Below are 17,069 nucleotides of genomic sequence, written 5' to 3' on the forward strand. Positions count from 1 at the left end.
ACGCCCTGACACGATGGCGGTCGGCCGGGTCGAGGGACCCGCCTGGCCCGAGCGCCTGGGGGTCCGGGGACACCCCGCCCCCGCTCCCGGGGCACCACCACCGGCCCGCCGCGACGCACACCATCCCGCGGAGACGCGCCACCACGGATGACACGGGCTCCGGCCGGTGCACAACCCCGTACCCATCCGGTCCCGCGCTGCGAACATGTCGACCGGACGGTCGTCGCGATCCGTCCACGGCCGATGCCCGAGCGCACCGCTCCGACCATGCCGCCACCGGAGGAGACCAGCGATGACGCACGCCACGAAGGCCGCAGCAGCGGCCGCCCTCACCCTGGGACTGGTCCTCACGGCCAGCACGACCGCCCAGGCGGATTCCGCGCGCACCCCCACGACCACCCATGCGCAGACCGCCGCCGTGTCCGCCGGCGGGGACCTCATGGCCCAGCAGCGCCGATTCGGCGGCTACGGCGCCTCCCACGGGGCGCACCGGAACATCCAGCCGACGCCCAAGTCGCCGGACTGCCCCACCTGCGGCTGACGCCGGCGTCGTTCCGGGCGCCGGATCAGGCGCCGGCGCGGCGCTCCGCGAAGAACCCGTCGAGGAGCGCCGCGCACTCGTCCGCCGCGACGCCCGCGAACACCTCCGCGCGATGCGGCAGGCGCCGGTCGCGCAGCACGTCGTAGAGGGATCCGGCCGCTCCCGCCTTCTCGTCCCACGCGCCGAAGACGACGCGCGGCACCCGCGCCGCGAGGATCGCGCCCGCGCACATCACGCAAGGCTCGAGCGTGACGACGAGCGTCGTGCCCACGAGGTGCCGGTCGCCGGTGGTCGCCGCCGCTTCCCGCAGCGCCTCCACCTCGGCGTGCGCCGTCGGGTCCTGGCGGGCCTCCCGGAGGTTCCGCCCCCGCCCGATGACGGCGCCGGACGCATCCACCACGACCGCACCCACGGGCACGTCGCCGGTGGCCGCGCAGGCCCGGGCCTCGTCGAGCGCCACGGCCATCCAGCGCTCGTAGTCGCTGGGCACGCGCAGGTCCAATCGCGTTCCCCCTTGCTGATTAGATGGAGCCTATGCGAGTCCACGTAGCCGACCACCCGCTCATCACGCACAAGCTGACGGCGCTCCGGGACCGCACCACCCCCTCCCCCGTCTTCCGGAGCCTCGCCGACGAGCTCGTCACGCTCCTCGCCTACGAGGCCACGCGCGACGTCCGCGTCGAGACCATCACGGTGCAGACGCCGGTCGCGCCTGCCCAGGGACTCACCCTCAGCGACCCGAAGCCGCTCGTCGTCCCCATCCTCCGCGCCGGCCTCGGCATGCTCGACGGCCTGATGCGCCTCATGCCGAGCGCCGAGGTCGGCTTCCTCGGCATGGTGCGCAACGAGGAGACGCTGCAGCCCGACATCTACGCCGAGCGCCTGCCCGAGGACCTCTCCAACCGCCAGTGCTTCGTCGTGGACCCCATGCTCGCCACGGGCGGATCCCTCATCGCCGCCATCGAGTACCTCTTCGACCGCGGCGCCGTCGACGTCACGTGCATCTGCCTGATCGCCGCGCCCGAGGGCCTTAAGGCCGTCGAGGAGGCCACCGCGGGCCGCGAGGTCACCGTCGTGCTCGGCGCGCTCGACGAGAAGCTCGACGAGGTGGGCTACATCATCCCGGGCCTCGGCGACGCGGGCGACCGGCTGTACGGCACCGCCGCGCACTGACCCGCACCATGCGCTCGACGGCGCCCGCTCCCCTCGGGGACGGGCGCCGTCGTCCGTCCACGCACGATTCCTGCGCGTCCCGCACGATTCCGGCCGCTGCTGTTGACACGGGCGCACGGATCCGTGCAAGCTCTCCCCATGACTCTGAACGCGCACGTCCTGACCTCCTCCGAGGCCTCGGGAGTCGCCGGCATGATGATGCCCGGCCGTGTCGCGATGTCCTGTCGAATGTCGGCCTGACCCGCCCCCTTCGCCTGAGCGGTCCCGCGACGAGTCCGTCGCCGACCCTCCCCGCCGCCACCGGCGCATCCGCCCCCTGAGGCGTCTCGCACTCCGCTGAGGTCCCGCGCACCCACGCTGCGCCGCACCCGCATCATCACAAGGACACCGCCATGTCGCTCGCGACCATCGACCCCGCCCGCACCGCCCTCCGATCCGCCCCCGCCGCTCCCGTGCTCCGTGCGGCCGCGCCGCTCGCCCCGGCCGCCCGCCGGCCGCATCCCGCCCCGTCTCCCGCGCCGGCCGCCGCACCTGCCCGTCCCGCCCGGCTCCGCGCCGTGCCCGAGGGAACCGAGGCGCGCGGCTTCGCCATCTACGTCGGCCTCGACGAGCTGAAGGCCGCGTCCGCCGGCACCGACCTCGGCGCCGTCGTCGCCGCGCTCAAGCGCCTGGCCGCCGAGCTGGCCCCGGGCGTCGAGACCCACGCCGCCGTCGCGCTCGCCCCCGAGGGCGCGGGCGGACGGGACATCGACGTGGTGCGCCTCGCGCTGCAGGATCCGGCCGCCGTCGCCCAGCACCGCGAGCAGCCCGAGTCCGACGACCGCGTCGACGAGGGCGTGACGGTCGACCTGTCGCGCAAGCGCGTCGTGCTCGACGGCGAGACGGCTCCTCTCACGTACAAGGAGTTCGAGCTGCTGCAGTATCTCGTCCTCCGCGAGGGACGCACCATCGAGCGCTCCGAGCTCATCGCGTCGCTGTGGTCGGCCGCGGACGGCGACGACGTGCCCAACGAGCGCACCATCGACGTGCACGTCCGTCGGCTGCGCTCCAAGCTCGGCCGCTACGAGGAGATCGTCCGCACCGTGCGCGGCGCCGGCTACCGGTTCGACCGCCACGCGGACGTCGCCGTGCACCACGCCAGCACGCAGTCGCCCGACCTGTTCTGAGGGCGATTCCCCACGCCCAGCCGCTCCTTGCGGAGCTGTCGGTGGACTCCCAGCACATCGGGCCGGTTCCGGGTAGCGGGGCGTTACGGGATCGTTATACAGTCTTCTCGTCCCCACCGTTTGCTGTGGCGGTGGAGACGGAATGTGATCGCAGGACACTCCTGGTGCAAGGGAGAGGGCCGGCCCCATGCCTCTGGGGTCGGCCCTCAGTCATGTCCGGGGCCCGCCTCCCCGGCGACGTCCGCGGACCGACGCGGGGCTCGGCGCTCAGTAGACTTCCCCACGAGAGCGCGGCCCGACGACCCTCCCGGGAGCGCACCGACGAGGAGGCCTGGTGGGCGAGACCGCGGATGCCGTGCGGGCCTGGGAGTCGCTCTTCCGCGCGCAGGTCAGCGTCATGCGCCGCCTCAGCACCGACTTCCCCAGCCACGACCTCTCGTTCAACGAGTACGACGTGCTGTTCAACATCTCCAAGCAGCCCGACGGGCGCCTGCGCCTGCGCGACCTCAACCACCACGTGCTGCTGACCCAGCCCAGCGTGAGCCGCCTCATCGACCGGCTCGTCGCGCGCGGCCTCGTCGTGAAGTGCGGGGACGAGAGCGACGGGCGCGCCACCATCGTGCGGCTCACGGACGCCGGCGACGCCGCCTTCCGCGCGGTCGCGCGCATGCACATGGAGTCGATCGCGGCGACGGTGGGCGCGGCGCTCACGCCCGACGAGCTGGACACGCTCCGCGCGCTCACCGACAAGCTGCGCGGGGGCGTCGGCGAGGCCTAGGCCGCGCCGGCCCGAGGCCGCGCGAACGGCCCGCCGCGGGCGACGAGCAGGCGCAGCAACGCCATGACCAGGTCCGCCGCCGTGACGAGAGCGGCGGCCACGCCGACCGCCGTCGCGAGGCCCTCGGCCGCCGGTCCGCCCATCGCGGACAGCGCGAGGACGGCCACGACGATCACGGCGAGGACACCCGCCGCGATCGCGTCGACCGGGGAGAACGGGGGCACGGTCTCGGGGGCGCTGGGGACGCGGCGGCTGCGGCGCGCCATGCGGTGCAGTCCGTCGCGGATCCGGGAGACGCCGTACGCGGACTCCCCCGCCTCGAGCGGCAGGTAGGACGCCCCGAACACGACGTCGGGGAGGGTGCGCTCGCGGATGCGGCGCAGCGTGCGGATCTGGAGCGGCAGCCGCACGAGCACCGGCACGGCCCACCACCACGCGGGCTCGAGGAGCCCTTGCATCCCCGCGGCCGCGAGGTAGAGCGCGGCCAGCGCGTAGGACACGAACCGGAGCACCGGCCCGACGCCGATGCGGAGCGACGCCAGGCGGGCGCGGCGTCGGTCGGCGGCGTCGACGGGCGAGGTCCCCCGCGTCAGCCGGGCGACGTACGCGCCCCACCTGTCGCGGCGCTGGCGCATCGTGCCCCATGTGACGGCGGTGTCGACGCGGGCGCGGGCGTCGGGCACGAGGGCCGACCGGTCGTCGCCGGCGAGGAGGGCCGTGAGGATCGCGGCGGCGGGAGACGCGGACGAGGGCGACCGCGGGTCACCGGCGTCGAGGCGCACCAGGGTGGCCGGCGCGAGCGGGACGGGGCCGGTGAAGCCGAGGTCGATGCCGGTCTCGACCGCCCCCATCGCCCAGTGGCGCTGCAGGAGCTGGAGGGCGCTCGCGAGCGGCCCGCGGGATCCGCTCGGGCGCGGGTCGAGCCGGGCCGACACGGAGACGGCGGCCGGATCGCGGTCGAGGGCCGCGCAGAGGAGCTCGAGGACCGGCGGCTCGAGCTCGGCGTCGGGCGCGACGAGCAGCACGCGCACGTCCTCGCCCACGAGGCGGAACGCGAGGTCGTACGCCGACCGGAGGGAGCCCTCCCGGGGTCCGCGGTCGATGACCGTGACGGTCGTGCTCGACGGGCCGTCGCCGGGGTGCTCGTGCTCGTGCCGGCCGTTGAAGGTGCGCGCGACGGCGAACGTGTCGTCGCGGCTGCCCGCGACGACGACCACGACGCGGTCCGGCGGGAGCGTCTGACCGAGCACCGAGGTGAGGGTCCGCGCGATGGTGGCGCCGGCGTCGCCCGCGACGACGACGGCCGAGACGCTCGCCCGCGGGCTCGGTGCGGGGTGCGCGTTAGGGGGCGACGGGGTGCTCGGGGTGTCCATGGGCCTCTCGACGACGGCGGATCTGTGTCGGCGGTCGGACCCGGACGGACGCGCACTGCCATGTGCGATATTACGTGCCGCCCGGCGTCGTTCGCGAAGCGACGCCGCCCCGGTCGCTCGCCGGACGCCGTCCTAGGCTCGATCCATGAGCGACGACGACGCCCCCGACCGCGGATCCGCCGACCGGGAGGCCGCCGCCGACGCGCACGGGCCGAGCGTCGTGTGGCTCCGCGACGACCTCCGCGTGGCCGACAACCCGGCCCTCCACGCGGCCCTCGAGCGGGGCGAGCCGATCGTGGTGCTGTACGTGCTCGACGAGGAGAGCGACGGGATCCGCCCCCTCGGCGGTGCCGCCCGGTGGTGGCTCCACATGAGCCTGTCGCGGCTCGGCGAGTCGCTGCGGGAGCTCGGATCGCCGCTCGTGCTGCGCCGCGGGAAGGCGGCCGCGGTCGTCGACGACGTCATGGCGGAGGTCGGCGCGGGCGCGGTGCTCTGGAACCGTCGCTACGGCGGCGCGGAGATCGCGGTCGACACGGCCATCAAGAAGGACCTCGGCGACCGGGGCCTCGACGTGCGCAGCTTCCAGGGGTCGCTGCTCGTCGAGCCGTGGACCGTGGCGAACAAGCAGGGCGAGCCCTTCCGCGTCTACTCGCCGTTCTGGAAGACCGCGCAGGAGCGGGAGGAGCCGCGGAAGCCGTTCCCCGCACCCGACGCGCTCGAGGGCCCGCGGGGTGCGCCCCGCTCGGACGACCTCGACGACTGGGGGCTGCTCCCGACGACGCCCGACTGGGCGGCCGGCCTCCGCGAGGCCTGCGACCCCGGCGAGGCCGCCGGGCTGCAGCGCCTCGAGGACTTCGTGCACCACGAGCTCGAGGACTACGCCGCGCAGCGCGACGAGCCCGCCGCGATGACGACCTCGCGGCTGTCGGCGTACCTGCGCTGGGGCGAGGTGAGCCCGTTCCAGGTGTGGCACCGGATCCAGCGCACGCGCGGGAAGAAGGTGGGCGGCGACGAGGTCAACGCCACCAAGTTCCTCTCGGAGATCGGCTGGCGCGAGTTCAGCTACCACCTGCTGTACCACCAGCCCGATCTGGCGACGCGCAACTTCTCGCCGCGCTTCGACGCCTTCCCGTGGCGCGAGCCCACCGACGAGACGCTCGGCGCCTGGCAGCGCGGCGAGACGGGCGTGCCGCTCGTCGACGCCGGCATGCGCGCGCTCTGGAAGGACGGGCACCTGCACAACCGCGTGCGGATGGTCGTCGCGTCGTTCCTCATCAAGAACCTGCTGATCGACTGGCGCCTCGGCGAGCAGTGGTTCTGGGACACGCTCGTCGACGCGGACTCGGCCAACAACGCAGCGAGCTGGCAGTGGGTCGCGGGATCCGGCGCGGACGCCGCCCCGTACTTCCGCGTGTTCAACCCGGTGCTGCAGGGGCAGAAGTTCGACCCGTCGGGCGAGTACATCCGCTCCTACGTGCCGGAGCTCGCGCACGCGCCGCGGGACGTGGTGCACGAGCCGTGGAAAGCGCAGGGCGACCTGGTCGCGAGCGCCGAGGACGATGCCGACGCGGCCGCCGAGGGCGGGCTCGCGGCGTACCCGTCGCCCATCGTCGACCTCGGGGAGTCCCGGCGGCGGGCCCTCGCGGCGTACGACGAGGTCAAGGACCGCTGACGCGCGAGGGCCCGCGCGTCGGTCGCGACGCGCGGGCCCTCGGTCGAGCGGGTGCGGATCAGGCGTCGTCGCCGCGGCCGAGGCGCTCCTCGCGCTCGTGGCGCTCGCGGATCCCCCGGCCGAGCTTGACGTCCTCGCGCTCGGCGGCGGCCTTCTTGTCGCTCACCTTCGTGTCGCGCGGCGGCAGCTGGAGGGTCTCCTCGGCGGCGATGCCGGCCTGCAGCTGACGGCCCCGCTCGAGCTCCGCGTCGAACTCGGCGCCGAACAGCAGCGCGAGGTTCGCGATCCAGAGCCAGAGCAGGAAGACCACGACGCCGGCGAGCGCGCCGTAGTTCTTCGCGTAGCTGGAGAAGTTCGTGACGTAGAAGGCGAAGGCGACGCTCGCGATGACCAGCACGAGGAGCGCGATGGCGGCGCCCATGCTCATCCAGCGGAACTTCGGCTGCTTCGCGTTCGGGGTCGCGTAGTAGAGGATCGCGATGAGCAGGATGATCAGGATCGCGAGCACGGGCCACTTGGCGATGGACCACACGATCTGCACCGTCTCGCCGAGGCCGAGCGCGTCGCCGATGGCCTCCGTGACCGGGCCGGAGATCGCGATGATGAGCGCGCACACGAGCAGGACCACGATGCCGATGACCGTGACCGCGAGCTGCGTGGGCTTGAGCTTGAGGAACGGGCGGCCCTCGCGGATCTCGTAGATGCGGTTCATAGCCCGGCTGAAGGCGCCGACGTAGCCGGAGGCCGACCAGATGGCGAGCACGATGCCGGAGACGAGCGCGAAGCCGGCGGCGGGCGACTCGACGAAGCCCTCGAGGACCGGCGTGATGAGCTGGATGGCGTCCTTCGGGGCGAAGCCCTCCAGCACCTCCACGACCGCGTCGACGGTCGACTTGCCCTGCCCGAACACGCCGAGCAGCGAGATGATCGCGATGAGCGCCGGGAACAGCGACAGCACCGCGTAGTAGGTGAGCGACGCCGCGATGTCGGTGCACTGGTCCGAGGTGAACTCGCGCATCGTCTTGCGGAGGACGTACTTCCAGGACGGCTTCTCGATCTCGGTCGGGGAGTCGGGCTTGCGCGCGTCGTCCTCGTCGGGCCGGTCCTCGATGGTGCCGGCCGTGTCTCGTGCTGCCACTGGTGCCTCCGTGGTGATCGCTGCGGGTCGGGTCCCCTGCGTCCAGCGTGGCCCCCGAGGGCGGGCGCGCCAAGCCCGCGGTCGTCTCGTACACTCGCCGAGGGCCACGTGCGTGCCCGGACCCGGCGCCCGCTGGAACATCCGCCCGCTCCCGCGCGTTGCCCTCGTGATCGCCTCGACGATCACCGTGCTCCGCCGTCGCGCGCACGGACGCCGCCCGAGCAGAGGATGACGCATGCTGCGCACCATGATGACCGCGAAGATCCACCGCGCCACGGTGACGCACGCCGACCTGCACTACGTCGGCTCGGTCACGGTCGACCGCGACCTGCTCGACGCCGCCGACATCCTCGTGGGCGAGCGCGTCAGCATCGTCGACGTCACCAACGGCGCCCGGCTCGACACCTACACGATCGCGGGCGAGCGCGGCAGCGGCGTGCTCGGGATCAACGGCGCGGCCGCGCACCTCGTGGGCGTGGGCGACGTCGTGATCCTCATCGCGTACGGCCAGATGACCATGGAGGAGGCGCGCTCGTTCGAGCCGCGCGTGGTGCACGTGGACGCCGGCAACCGGATCCGCCTCGTCGACGCCGACCCCACGGCCCCGCCCGCCCCGGGCCTCGAGCGCTCCCCGCTGGCCGAGCCCGTCTGACGCGGGCCGTCGCCCGGCTCGCCCGGAGGGCATCCGACCGGCCGCCACTGTACTGGGTCCCCCAAATGACGGACAGAGGAGCGCTCCCCCAGAACGGGGTACATTCCCGCGCATCCAGCGGGATCCCGGGATAGCCCGGCTACCGTATAGGCATCCGGTACGGCTCTTCGGGTGAGCGGTACCGCACCAGCCGGTTCGTCTGCGGGTAACAGACGTTCACGTGCGCAGTCCGGCCCGGGCCTCGAAGGCCCGGGCCGGTCTCATTCCCCCCGTCGTCCGGCTCGTCAGCGCCCCTCGGCGCGTCGCCGCCGTCGCTCGTCGCGCTCCGCGTCCGCGGCCGCCGCCTCCTCGGGCGTCGGCGCCGTGCCGCCCAGGTGCCGCGGCTGCCACCACGCGCCCCGCCCGTCCACCGGGTACGCGGCCTGCAGCTCGTCGACCAGGCCCTGGAGCTCGTCGCGGAGGGCGTCGGTGACGGCGCGCGGATCCGCGTCGGGCGCCACGGCGATCCGCTCCCCCACGCGCACGTGCACGGGCACGCCGATGCGGTCCCGCATCCGGATGCGCCGGTTCTTCGTCAGCAGACGGTGCCCGCCCCACACGGCGACCGGCACGATCGGGACGCCGGCCTCGGCGGCCAACCGCGCGGCGCCCGTCTTCAGCTCGCGCACGCGGAAGGAGGCGCTCACGCCGGCCTCGGGGAAGACGCCGATGAGCTCGCCCGCGCGCAGCGCCGCGACGGCGTCGGCGTAGGCCGCTCCGCCCGCGGCCATGTCCACGCTGATGTGGTGCATGCGCCGCAGGACCCAGCCGACGCCGGGCTGGTCGAACGCGCCCTTCTTCGCCAGGAAGCGGATCCGCCGACGGCCGTGCAGCCAGGTCGCCCACTCGACGAGGGCGAACTCGAGGTAGCCGAAGTGGGTCATGGCGATGACCCCGCCGCCGGTGTCCGGGATGCGCTCGCGACCGTCGGCGACCAGGCGGAGGCGGAGGGATCCGAAGAGCGCGCGCCCCAGGATCACGGCGGTCCCGTACACGGGCTCGCGGGTGCGGCGGCTCATGCACCGACCCTACGGGGACGGGATCGGCGCCGTCCGGGAGCCGACGGTGGGCGGATCGCCGCATCGGCTCCCGGGCGGTGCCCCGCGCGGGTCAGCGACGGCGGCGGGCGGGATCCAGCCAGTAGTTCGCGAAGCCGGTGTCGGCCGGGTTCACGTTCTGCCCGGGCGGCACGATCTCGTCGATCCGGTCGAGCGTGGCGGCGTCGAGCTCGAGGGTCGCCGCGTCGAGCTGCGACTCGAGCTGCTCCATGGTGCGCGGGCCGATGATCGCGCTGGACACCGCCGGGTGCCGGAGCACGAACGCGAGCGCGAGGTGCACGAGCGGCACGCCGAGCTCGTCGGCCAGGGCGCCCAGCCGGTCGGCGGCCTCGAACTTCGGGTCCGACGGGTCGTAGCGCGACGGGTCGCGGTCGTTGCGGTGCGTCTTGGGGATCTCCTGGCCCTTGCGGTACTTGCCGGAGAGCCAGCCGCCGGCGAGCGGCGACCAGACGAGCGTGCCCATTCCGTGGCGCTGCGTGGTGGGGAGGAGGTCCGCCTCGACGCCGCGCGTGAGCAGCGAGTACGGCGGCTGCTCCGTGACGAAGCGCGCCGTGCCCCGCTCGCGCGCCGCCCACTGGGCCTCCACGACCTGGCTCGGCTGGAACGTGGACGAGCCGATGTAGCGCACCTTGCCCTGCGTGACGAGGTCGGTCAGGGCGCCGAGGGTCTCCTCGATGTCCGTGTGCTCGTCCGGCCGGTGCATCTGGTACAGGTCGATGTGGTCCGTGCCGAGGCGACGCAGCGAGTCCTCGACGGCCCGCATGATCCAGCGGCGCGAGCCGCCGCGGTGGTTCGCCTCGGGCTTCATGCCGTTGAAGAACTTGGTGGCGAGGATGAGGTCGTCGCGGCGGCCGGACTGCGCGATCGCCTTGCCGACGATCTCCTCCGACTCGCCGTACGCGTAGATGTCGGCGGTGTCGATGAAGGTGATCCCGGCGTCGATGGCGCGGTGGATCACGCGGATGGACTTCTCGTGGTCGGTCTCGCCCCAGGCGCCGAACATCATGGTGCCGAGGCAGAGGCGCGAGACCTCCACGCCGGTGCGTCCGAGGTGGGTGGTGGGCTGCTCCGTGGACTGCTCTGTCATGAGCGCCACGCTACGCGCTAGGCGGTGGGGCGGCCGTCCGCGGCGTCGGCGGGCGCGACGTCGGACTCGGTGGAGGCGCCGGGCTCGACCGTGGCCTGGGCCTCGTCGTCCATGGTCTCCAGCGTGATGTCGGCCTCGGGGGCCTCCTGGCCGTCGGCGTCTAGCGGCACGATGTAGTCGCCGAGGCGACGGCGGGCCGCCTCCTCGCGCTGCACGCGGATCCGCTCGAGCTTCTCCTCGCGCAGGCGCAGGCGCTCGGTGTCGACCTCGACGCGGCGCACGGTGACGCCGCGGGTGGGGCCGGCGGCCTTGGCCGGGGTGGTCTTGCGGCTGGGCTCGCGCTTGGCGGCCTCGCTCGCGGGCTTCCGCGACGGGGCGGTGCCCGACTTCGCCGCCGCCGAGGCGGGCTTGGTCGACACGGCGGGCGGCTTCCCCGAACCCGGGCAGCGCTCGTGGTTGCGACCGTGGTCGAGGATGTTGCCCGTGGCCATGCCGACGGGATTCGCCTTGCCGCAGACCGAGCACTTCGTCGCGGGGGTTGCTGCCACGTTCGATACCACTTTCCATCGCCGCGCCGTCGCCGGACCGAGGATGCCGGTCGGCCGGACGGCGCTTGTCCACGCTACCCGACGCGGGAGGTGCGGGGATACCGGAGTCCCCCGACCAGGGGTGTCAGGCCGGGACGCAGGTGGTGCGCATCCGCACCACGACGGCGCCGCCGACCTCCTCGGCCTCGAGATCCACCGTGACCGACGCGAGCTCGTCGAGCCCGGCGACGTGGGTCCCGCCGCACGGGATCCGCGCGGCGCCGTCGGGCAGCTCGCACACCCAGGAGCGGCGCGAGGTGAGCAGGTCGCCCTCGCGCTCGATCCGCGCGGCGGCGCCCGAGGCGACCCAGCCCGCGAGCGTGGCGTCGACCGCGGCGCGCACCTCGTCGAGGTGGTCGAGGAGCGCCGCGGGCACGAAGCCCTTCTTCCGGAGCGACTTGCCGAGGCGGTACACGTCGACCGACGACCACTCCCCGATGCGGGACGTGTCGATCGCGAGCGCGTCGAAGCCGGGAGCGCCGAGCGCGTCCGTCGGCACGTCCTTGGTCCACGCGTCGGCGAGGGCCCGGTCGAGCGCGAGGGAGGCGAGGTGGCAGCCCGTGTGGCCGGCGCTGAGCGCGCGGCGGTGCTCGGGATCCACCGCGACCTCGACGGCGTCGCCCGCCCGCACGTCGGCGTCGCCCGGCACGACGTGGACGGCGACGAACGACCAGCCGTCGGCGCCCTTCTTGACGGGGACGTCGGCGCCGATGTGCAGCGCCCCATCGCCTGGCGGATCCGCCTCGGCCGCGCCGACGAGGCAGTCGAGCACCTCGATCCCGGCGCCGCGCACCCGGAGCACCGCCCGGTCGGCCGGCTGGTCGGGCCACGCCGCGTCGACGGGGTGGCACGCGGTCACGTCGAGCACGACGCCGCGCGTGCCGTCGGCCAGGTCGTCGACGCGGACCGCGGTGCCCTCGGAGGCGACGGAGCCCGCCGGGTAGGTCACGCGCGTGGGCGGCAGGGCGACGGCGCCCGCGGGGGTGGAGGTCATGGCGGCTCCCGGCTCGGTGTGCCTCGATCCTCGCAGACCGGGCGCGCGGCGCCGGCCCCGCGGATCACGCGGGCGCGGTCCCCGGCGCGGGCGCGCGCCCGAGGATCCGCCGCAGCGCCGCGCGCTCGAGGAGCGTCCACGCCGCGCTCGCGAGCAGGTGCAGGGCGGCCGCGAGGGGCGCGATCCCGGCGAACACGACGGTGACGAAGGGCAGCATGCGCATCGTCGCGGCCATGCCGGGCAGGGCGGGGTCGGCCTGCGCGGGCGGTCCCTGGAACCGCAGGTCGGCGCGCCGGCGCACCTCCACGACCACGGCGAGCAGCCCGAGCACGACGAGCGAGACGACGACCGGGCCGAGCCCGAGCCCCGCCGCCGCGAGCGCGCTCGTCCCGAGCGGCACGCCGGCGAAGGGCGCGGCCAGCAGCGCGTTCGCCTCGCCGCCGATCCGCGCGTGCACGAAGAGGGCGTAGACCGCCGCGAGCACGGGCGCCTGCGCGAGCGTCGGCAGGCAGCCGGCGAGCGGCGACGCGCCCTCGCGCGCGTACAGCTCCTGCGTCGCGCGGGACAGCCGCTCGGGCTTCCCCGCGTGCCGGCGGCGCAGCTCGGCGAGCGCCGGCGCGAGACGGCGACGCTGGATCTCGGCGCGCACCTGCGCGATGCCGACCGGCAGGAGCAGCGCCCGCACGCCGAGCGTGAGGAGGATGACGGCCACGCCGGTCGCGGAGGCGCCGGCGAGCGGCTGGATCAGGTCGGCGAGGCCGACGACGAGCTGGGACAGGCCGTCGAGCACGGCTCGGACGGGGGCGATCGATGTGGGGTCCACGGGGTTCCTTGCGACGAGAGCGGAGGGGGTCCGTCTGGTCGTCGCATCCGGGCGCGCGCCCGGTCCGTGCCGCGGGATGGCGGCGGTGGGGGACCTCGGCGGGCCGCGGTCAGGCGGCCGGGAGCGGCGCGGGCACGACGACCTGCGCCGGGCGCCCCGGGGCCCGGGAGCGCTCGTGCCCGTCCGCGTCCGGGTCGCTCGAGGAGACGAGCACCGGGAGGTCGACGTCCTCGTCGGGACGCAGCGGTGGCGCGGCGGATCCGAGGAGCCCGCGGGCGGCGGCGATGCGCACGAGCGCGACCGCCGCGGCCACGGAGGCGGCGCCGAGGAGGGCCGCGAGGAGGATCGCGGGCGAGATGCCCGCTCCGCCGAGCACGACGTCGCCCAGCAGGGCGAGCACGCGGCCGAGGGCCTCCAGCGCGATGGGCATGCCCGACGGTAGCACCGGGCCCGGCCGCAGCACGAGGGCCGGGTCGCGGACACGCCGCCGTGCCCCGCGCTCCGAGGTACCGCGCACTGCGTGATACCGTGCGACGCATGAGAGAGATCGGCTGATGGACACCACGCAGCTCCTCAAGGGAGCGCTCGACACCGCCGTGCTCGCCGTCGTGCAGCACGACGACGGGTACGGCTACGACATCGTGCGGCGCCTGCGCGACGCGGGCCTCGGCGACGTCGGCGACGCCTCCGTCTACGGCACCCTCCGCCGCCTCTACGCGGCCGGCGCGCTCTCGAGCTACGTCGTGCCGTCCGAGGGCGGCCCGCACCGGAAGTACTACGCGATCAACCCCGAGGGCCGCGAGCTCCTCGCCGGGCAGCGCGCCACGTGGGCCGCGTTCGCGACGGCCATGAGCGGGCTCCTCGGCGAGCCCGCCGCCGCCCCCCGCACCCGGAAGGCCGGCGGCGCCGGCGAGGGCCCCGTGCCCGCATCCGTGAACGTCCGCACGATCGGAGACAAGCCGTGAACACCGCAGATCCCGCCCTCGACGCCCGCATCGCCGCGTTCGCCGCCGCCGTGCGCGCCCGCCTCGCCGACCTCGACCCGGAGGACGTCGACGACCTCACGGGCGGCCTCGAGGCCGACCTGCAGGAGGAGGCCGCGGATCACGACGGCGCCCTCGAGCTGGGCGACCCCGTGCGCTACGCCGACGAGCTGCGCACCTCGGCCGGACTGCCGGAGCGCGCGGTCGCGACGCCGAGCCCCTCGCCCTTCGCGCAGCTGCGGGAGGGCATCCGCGAGCGGGGCCGGGAGGTCCACGCGCGGATCCGGGCGAACCGCGAGCTCTCCGCGATCCTCGACCTGCTCATCGTCTTCCGCCCGGTGTGGTGGCTGCTGCGGGCGTGGGCGGGGTACCAGTTCCTCGGGCTGACGCTCGGGAGCCTCCGCGTGCTGCCGACGAACCTCATCGGCTGGACGATCCTCATCGTCCTGACGGTGATCAGCGTGCAGTGGGGGCTCGGACGATGGGCGCGATCCCGGCCGGCACGCGCCCTCCGCACCGCGGTGAGCGTCTTCACCGCGCTCGTGCTCCTCGTCCTCTTCCCGACGCTTCTCAACGAGCTCGCGGTGCGGGAGTACAACGATCCGGGGGCGAGCACCTCCTACATCGAGCAGCCGGGCCTCTCCCTCGACGGCAAGCAGGTGACCAATCTCTTCGCCTACGACGCCGACGGGAACCTCGTCGACCGCGTGCAGCTCTTCGATCAGGACGGGAAGCCGCTCACGACCATCGGCTCCTACGCGACGGACGGCATCGTCAGCGACCCGGCGACGGGCGAGCCGGTCACGCCGTCCGCCGGCGCATGGAACGTCTTCCCGCTCGGCAGCGCCGACGCCGCCCTGGTGTCCGGGACGATCGACGGCAGCGAGGCCGTGGTGCGTCCGCCGTTCGCGAAGGCGCTGCCGCTCGACGCGGCCCCCGATGCGACCCCGGCTCCGGACGCATCGCCGACGACCGAGACGCCCGCCCCCGAGCCCACGCCCACCCCGGAGCCGACCCCGTGAGCGCGCTCCTCGACCACGGCCGCCCGGCCCAGGGGATCGGCACGGACGCCGAGCTCGCGCGCTTGACGGCGCGCGAGCGGGAGATCCTGGTGCTCGTGGCGCGCGGCCTCTCGAACGCGGAGATCGCGGGCCGGCTGTTCCTCGCGCCCACGACGGTGAAGACGCACGTGAGCCGCACGCTCGACAAGCTCGGCGTGCGCGACCGCCTGCACGCCACGATCTGGGCGTACGAGAACCACGTGGTGGAGCCGCTCGCCTCGACGCGCTGAGGGGGCGGGACCGAGGAGATGCACCCGGGAGACGAGAACGGCCCGCCGGTGGCGGGCCGTTCCATTCTGTCTCAACCAGAGTTGTGCACCCGGAGGTGCTGTGCGCCCGGAGGGATTCGAACCCCCAACCTTCTGATCCGTAGTCAGATGCTCTATCCGTTGAGCTACGGGCGCAGTCGTGCGGCGATGATCTCCGCGAGCGGCGATCAGGCCGGGAGACAGACTACATGCTCCCGGCCCGCCCCGCGAATCCGGGCCGCGCCCAGCGCGTCGCGGCCCGCCGGGTGTCCGGCCGCGCCCGGGCCGGCGGCCGCCCGAGCACCCGCTCATTAGGCTGGATCGACCCGAACCGCGAGGAGCGACCCTTGGCATCCTGGACCGATCACGTCGTGTGGTGGCACGTCTACCCGCTCGGCTTCACGGGCGCGCCGCAGTCCCGCGACGACCTCGCCGGAGGCCCCGCGGATCCCGCCCACCGCCTCGACCGGCTGCGTGCGTGGCTCCCCTACCTCGTCGACCTCGGCGCCAACGGGCTGCTGCTCGGGCCCGTCTTCGACTCCGAGACGCACGGCTACGACACCCGGGACCACCTGGCGATCGACCCGCGCCTCGGCGACGACGCCGACCTCGACGCGCTCCTCGCCGATGCCTCCGAGCGCGGCGTGCGCGTGCTCCTCGACGGCGTCTTCAACCACGTCGGCCGCAGCCACCCTCGCTTCGTGCAGGCGCTCGCCGACGGCCCCGGATCCGAGGCCGCGTCCTGGTTCCGCTGGGACGAGGCCGGCGAGGCCGTCGGCTTCGAGGGCCACGGCCCCCTCGTCACGCTCGACCACGACTCCGAGGCCGTGCGCGCGCACGTGGCCGAGGTGATGATCCACTGGCTCGACCGCGGCATCGCCGGCTGGCGCCTCGACGCGGCCTACGCGGTGCCCGCGTCCTTCTGGGCGGCGGTGCTGCCGCGCGTCCGCGAGCGGCACCCCGACGCGTGGTTCGTCGGCGAGATGATCCACGGCGACTACGCGGGCTACGCCGCCGAGTCGACCATCGACTCCATCACGGCCTACGAGCTGTGGAAGTCGATCCGCAACTCGATCGCCGAGCAGAACCTCTTCGAGCTCGACTGGACGCTCACCCGCCACGGCGAGCTGCTGCCGTCCTTCACGCCGCAGACCTTCATCGGCAACCACGACGTGACGCGCATCGCCTCGGCGGTGGATCCGCGCCACCTCGGCCACGCGATCGCCCTGCTCCTCCTCCTCCCCGGCGTCCCCTCGATCTACGCGGGCGACGAGCGCGGCCTCACCGGCGTGAAGGAGGACCGCGCGGGCGGCGACGACGCCGTGCGCCCCGCGTACCCGGCATCGCCCGCCGAGCTGCCGGCGGACGCGGACGATCCCGACGCGGCCCGGATCCGCAGCCTCCACCAGCAGCTCGTCGGCCTGCGCCGTCGTCACGCCTGGCTGGTCGACGCGCGGATGGAGACCTCCGGCCTCACGAACACCGCGCTCACGATCGCGCTGCGGCCGTCCGGCTCGGGTGCCGCGGGTGGCGTCGCGCCCGGATCCCCCGGCGAGCTTCGACTCGTGCTCAACATCGGCGACGAGCCCCTGGAGGTCGGCGCAGCGCACGGCGGCGTCGAGGCGGGCGACCTCGGCGGGGACGGACGCGTGCCCGCGCACTCGTGGGCGGTGCTGGCCGGGGCCTAGGCCCGACC

The 17,069-nt window shown here is 74.5% G+C and carries 19 protein-coding genes and 1 tRNA gene; 10 read left to right on the forward strand and 10 right to left on the reverse strand.

The genetic code is table 11. The features are described from left to right. Positions 1-292 precede the first annotated feature (292 nt). Positions 293-541 (forward strand): hypothetical protein, encoded by a 249-nt coding sequence (locus ACMT9T_RS07650; protein ID WP_414744979.1) that lies wholly within the window; start codon positions 293-295, stop codon positions 539-541. 25 nt (positions 542-566) lie between these two features. Here the strand turns inward: ACMT9T_RS07650 and tadA are convergent, their stop codons facing one another. Further along, positions 567-1,043, reverse strand: a complete 477-nt coding sequence (gene tadA, locus ACMT9T_RS07655; RefSeq protein ID WP_414744980.1) for a tRNA adenosine(34) deaminase TadA — start codon at positions 1,041-1,043, stop codon at positions 567-569. Between the two features lie 32 nt (positions 1,044-1,075). Between tadA and upp the strand changes: the two genes are divergently transcribed. The 3 genes from upp to ACMT9T_RS07670 all read left to right on the forward strand — a co-directional run bounded on the left by upp (position 1,076) and on the right by ACMT9T_RS07670 (position 3,658). Further along, the gene (gene upp, locus ACMT9T_RS07660; protein ID WP_414744981.1) at positions 1,076-1,714 is read left to right on the forward strand and encodes a uracil phosphoribosyltransferase; all 639 of its coding nucleotides are present in this window, start codon (positions 1,076-1,078) and stop codon (positions 1,712-1,714) included. 392 nt (positions 1,715-2,106) lie between these two features. After that, positions 2,107-2,880: a winged helix-turn-helix domain-containing protein gene (locus ACMT9T_RS07665; protein ID WP_414744982.1), complete on the forward strand. Its 774-nt coding sequence runs from the start codon at positions 2,107-2,109 to the stop codon at positions 2,878-2,880. 334 nt (positions 2,881-3,214) lie between these two features. Continuing rightward, positions 3,215-3,658, forward strand: a complete 444-nt coding sequence (locus ACMT9T_RS07670) for a MarR family winged helix-turn-helix transcriptional regulator (RefSeq protein WP_414744983.1) — start codon at positions 3,215-3,217, stop codon at positions 3,656-3,658. Here ACMT9T_RS07670 and ACMT9T_RS07675 read toward each other — a convergent pair. Continuing rightward, positions 3,655-5,031, reverse strand: coding sequence for a glycosyltransferase family 2 protein (locus ACMT9T_RS07675; RefSeq protein ID WP_414744984.1), 1,377 nt, complete (start codon positions 5,029-5,031; stop codon positions 3,655-3,657). The genes ACMT9T_RS07670 and ACMT9T_RS07675 overlap by 4 nt on opposite strands. Before the next feature lie 145 nt (positions 5,032-5,176). On the opposite strand from ACMT9T_RS07675, the gene ACMT9T_RS07680 reads away from it, so the two are divergent. Next, complete coding sequence (locus ACMT9T_RS07680; RefSeq protein WP_414744985.1) at positions 5,177-6,703, forward strand: cryptochrome/photolyase family protein; 1,527 nt, start codon at positions 5,177-5,179, stop codon at positions 6,701-6,703. Positions 6,704-6,761: 58 nt separating this feature from the next. Here the strand turns inward: ACMT9T_RS07680 and ACMT9T_RS07685 are convergent, their stop codons facing one another. After that, a complete protein-coding gene (locus ACMT9T_RS07685; RefSeq protein WP_414744986.1) occupies positions 6,762-7,841 on the reverse strand; it encodes a YihY/virulence factor BrkB family protein in 1,080 nt (359 codons plus the stop codon). Between the two features lie 235 nt (positions 7,842-8,076). Between ACMT9T_RS07685 and panD the strand changes: the two genes are divergently transcribed. Continuing rightward, entirely contained in the window at positions 8,077-8,493 is a 417-nt protein-coding gene (gene panD, locus ACMT9T_RS07690) for an aspartate 1-decarboxylase (RefSeq protein WP_414744987.1), read from the forward strand. 284 nt (positions 8,494-8,777) lie between these two features. Here panD and ACMT9T_RS07695 read toward each other — a convergent pair whose 3' ends face one another. The 6 genes from ACMT9T_RS07695 to ACMT9T_RS07720 all read right to left on the reverse strand — a co-directional run bounded on the left by ACMT9T_RS07695 (position 8,778) and on the right by ACMT9T_RS07720 (position 13,511). Then, on the reverse strand, positions 8,778-9,551 hold the full coding sequence (locus ACMT9T_RS07695; protein WP_414744988.1) for a lysophospholipid acyltransferase family protein: 774 nt from the start codon (positions 9,549-9,551) through the stop codon (positions 8,778-8,780). Between the two features lie 91 nt (positions 9,552-9,642). After that, the gene (locus tag ACMT9T_RS07700; RefSeq protein ID WP_414744989.1) at positions 9,643-10,677 is read right to left on the reverse strand and encodes an aldo/keto reductase; all 1,035 of its coding nucleotides are present in this window, start codon (positions 10,675-10,677) and stop codon (positions 9,643-9,645) included. A 17-nt stretch (positions 10,678-10,694) separates the two neighbouring features. Then, entirely contained in the window at positions 10,695-11,225 is a 531-nt protein-coding gene (locus ACMT9T_RS07705; protein ID WP_414744990.1) for a hydophilic protein, read from the reverse strand. Positions 11,226-11,349: 124 nt separating this feature from the next. Continuing rightward, positions 11,350-12,258, reverse strand: coding sequence for an alanyl-tRNA editing protein (locus ACMT9T_RS07710; RefSeq protein WP_414744991.1), 909 nt, complete (start codon positions 12,256-12,258; stop codon positions 11,350-11,352). A gap of 64 nt (positions 12,259-12,322) precedes the next feature. After that, positions 12,323-13,081: a YidC/Oxa1 family membrane protein insertase gene (locus ACMT9T_RS07715; RefSeq protein WP_414744992.1), complete on the reverse strand. Its 759-nt coding sequence runs from the start codon at positions 13,079-13,081 to the stop codon at positions 12,323-12,325. 109 nt (positions 13,082-13,190) lie between these two features. Continuing rightward, positions 13,191-13,511 (reverse strand): DUF6412 domain-containing protein, encoded by a 321-nt coding sequence (locus ACMT9T_RS07720; RefSeq protein ID WP_414744993.1) that lies wholly within the window; start codon positions 13,509-13,511, stop codon positions 13,191-13,193. A 124-nt stretch (positions 13,512-13,635) separates the two neighbouring features. Here ACMT9T_RS07720 and ACMT9T_RS07725 point away from each other — a divergent pair, with 124 nt between their 5' ends. From ACMT9T_RS07725 to ACMT9T_RS07735, 3 genes are read left to right on the forward strand one after another with little or no spacing between them, the layout of a single operon-like run. Further along, positions 13,636-14,046, forward strand: a complete 411-nt coding sequence (locus ACMT9T_RS07725) for a PadR family transcriptional regulator (protein ID WP_414744994.1) — start codon at positions 13,636-13,638, stop codon at positions 14,044-14,046. After that, a complete protein-coding gene (locus ACMT9T_RS07730; protein ID WP_414744995.1) occupies positions 14,043-15,086 on the forward strand; it encodes a hypothetical protein in 1,044 nt (347 codons plus the stop codon). The genes ACMT9T_RS07725 and ACMT9T_RS07730 overlap by 4 nt, the downstream gene beginning before the upstream one ends. Then, positions 15,083-15,355, forward strand: a complete 273-nt coding sequence (locus ACMT9T_RS07735) for a response regulator transcription factor (protein WP_414744996.1) — start codon at positions 15,083-15,085, stop codon at positions 15,353-15,355. Before ACMT9T_RS07730 ends, ACMT9T_RS07735 begins: the two co-directional genes overlap by 4 nt. 101 nt (positions 15,356-15,456) lie before the next feature. On the opposite strand, the gene ACMT9T_RS07740 is transcribed toward ACMT9T_RS07735, so the two are convergent. Continuing rightward, positions 15,457-15,529: transfer RNA gene (locus ACMT9T_RS07740), tRNA-Arg, on the reverse strand. A 191-nt stretch (positions 15,530-15,720) separates the two neighbouring features. On the opposite strand from ACMT9T_RS07740, the gene ACMT9T_RS07745 reads away from it, so the two are divergent. Further along, positions 15,721-17,061 carry an alpha-amylase family protein gene (locus ACMT9T_RS07745; protein WP_414744997.1) on the forward strand — a complete coding sequence of 447 codons (1,341 nt, stop codon included), beginning with the start codon at positions 15,721-15,723 and terminating at the stop codon, positions 17,059-17,061. Positions 17,062-17,069 lie beyond the last annotated feature (8 nt).

It is taken from the genome of Clavibacter vidaverae, assembly GCF_047529985.1.
Classification (GTDB): Bacteria; Actinomycetota; Actinomycetes; order Actinomycetales; family Microbacteriaceae; genus Clavibacter; species Clavibacter nebraskensis_A.

Coding starts and splice junctions, on each gene's coding strand:
- ACMT9T_RS07650 (WP_414744979.1), top strand. CDS start 293: ATGACGCACGCCACGAAGGCCGCAGCAGCGGCCGCCCTCACCCTGGGA.
- upp (WP_414744981.1), top strand. CDS start 1,076: ATGCGAGTCCACGTAGCCGACCACCCGCTCATCACGCACAAGCTGACG.
- ACMT9T_RS07665 (WP_414744982.1), top strand. CDS start 2,107: ATGTCGCTCGCGACCATCGACCCCGCCCGCACCGCCCTCCGATCCGCC.
- ACMT9T_RS07675 (WP_414744984.1), bottom strand. CDS start 5,031: ATGGACACCCCGAGCACCCCGTCGCCCCCTAACGCGCACCCCGCACCG.
- ACMT9T_RS07680 (WP_414744985.1), top strand. CDS start 5,177: ATGAGCGACGACGACGCCCCCGACCGCGGATCCGCCGACCGGGAGGCC.
- panD (WP_414744987.1), top strand. CDS start 8,077: ATGCTGCGCACCATGATGACCGCGAAGATCCACCGCGCCACGGTGACG.
- ACMT9T_RS07695 (WP_414744988.1), bottom strand. CDS start 9,551: ATGAGCCGCCGCACCCGCGAGCCCGTGTACGGGACCGCCGTGATCCTG.
- ACMT9T_RS07700 (WP_414744989.1), bottom strand. CDS start 10,677: ATGACAGAGCAGTCCACGGAGCAGCCCACCACCCACCTCGGACGCACC.
- ACMT9T_RS07710 (WP_414744991.1), bottom strand. CDS start 12,258: ATGACCTCCACCCCCGCGGGCGCCGTCGCCCTGCCGCCCACGCGCGTG.
- ACMT9T_RS07720 (WP_414744993.1), bottom strand. CDS start 13,511: ATGCCCATCGCGCTGGAGGCCCTCGGCCGCGTGCTCGCCCTGCTGGGC.
- ACMT9T_RS07725 (WP_414744994.1), top strand. CDS start 13,636: ATGGACACCACGCAGCTCCTCAAGGGAGCGCTCGACACCGCCGTGCTC.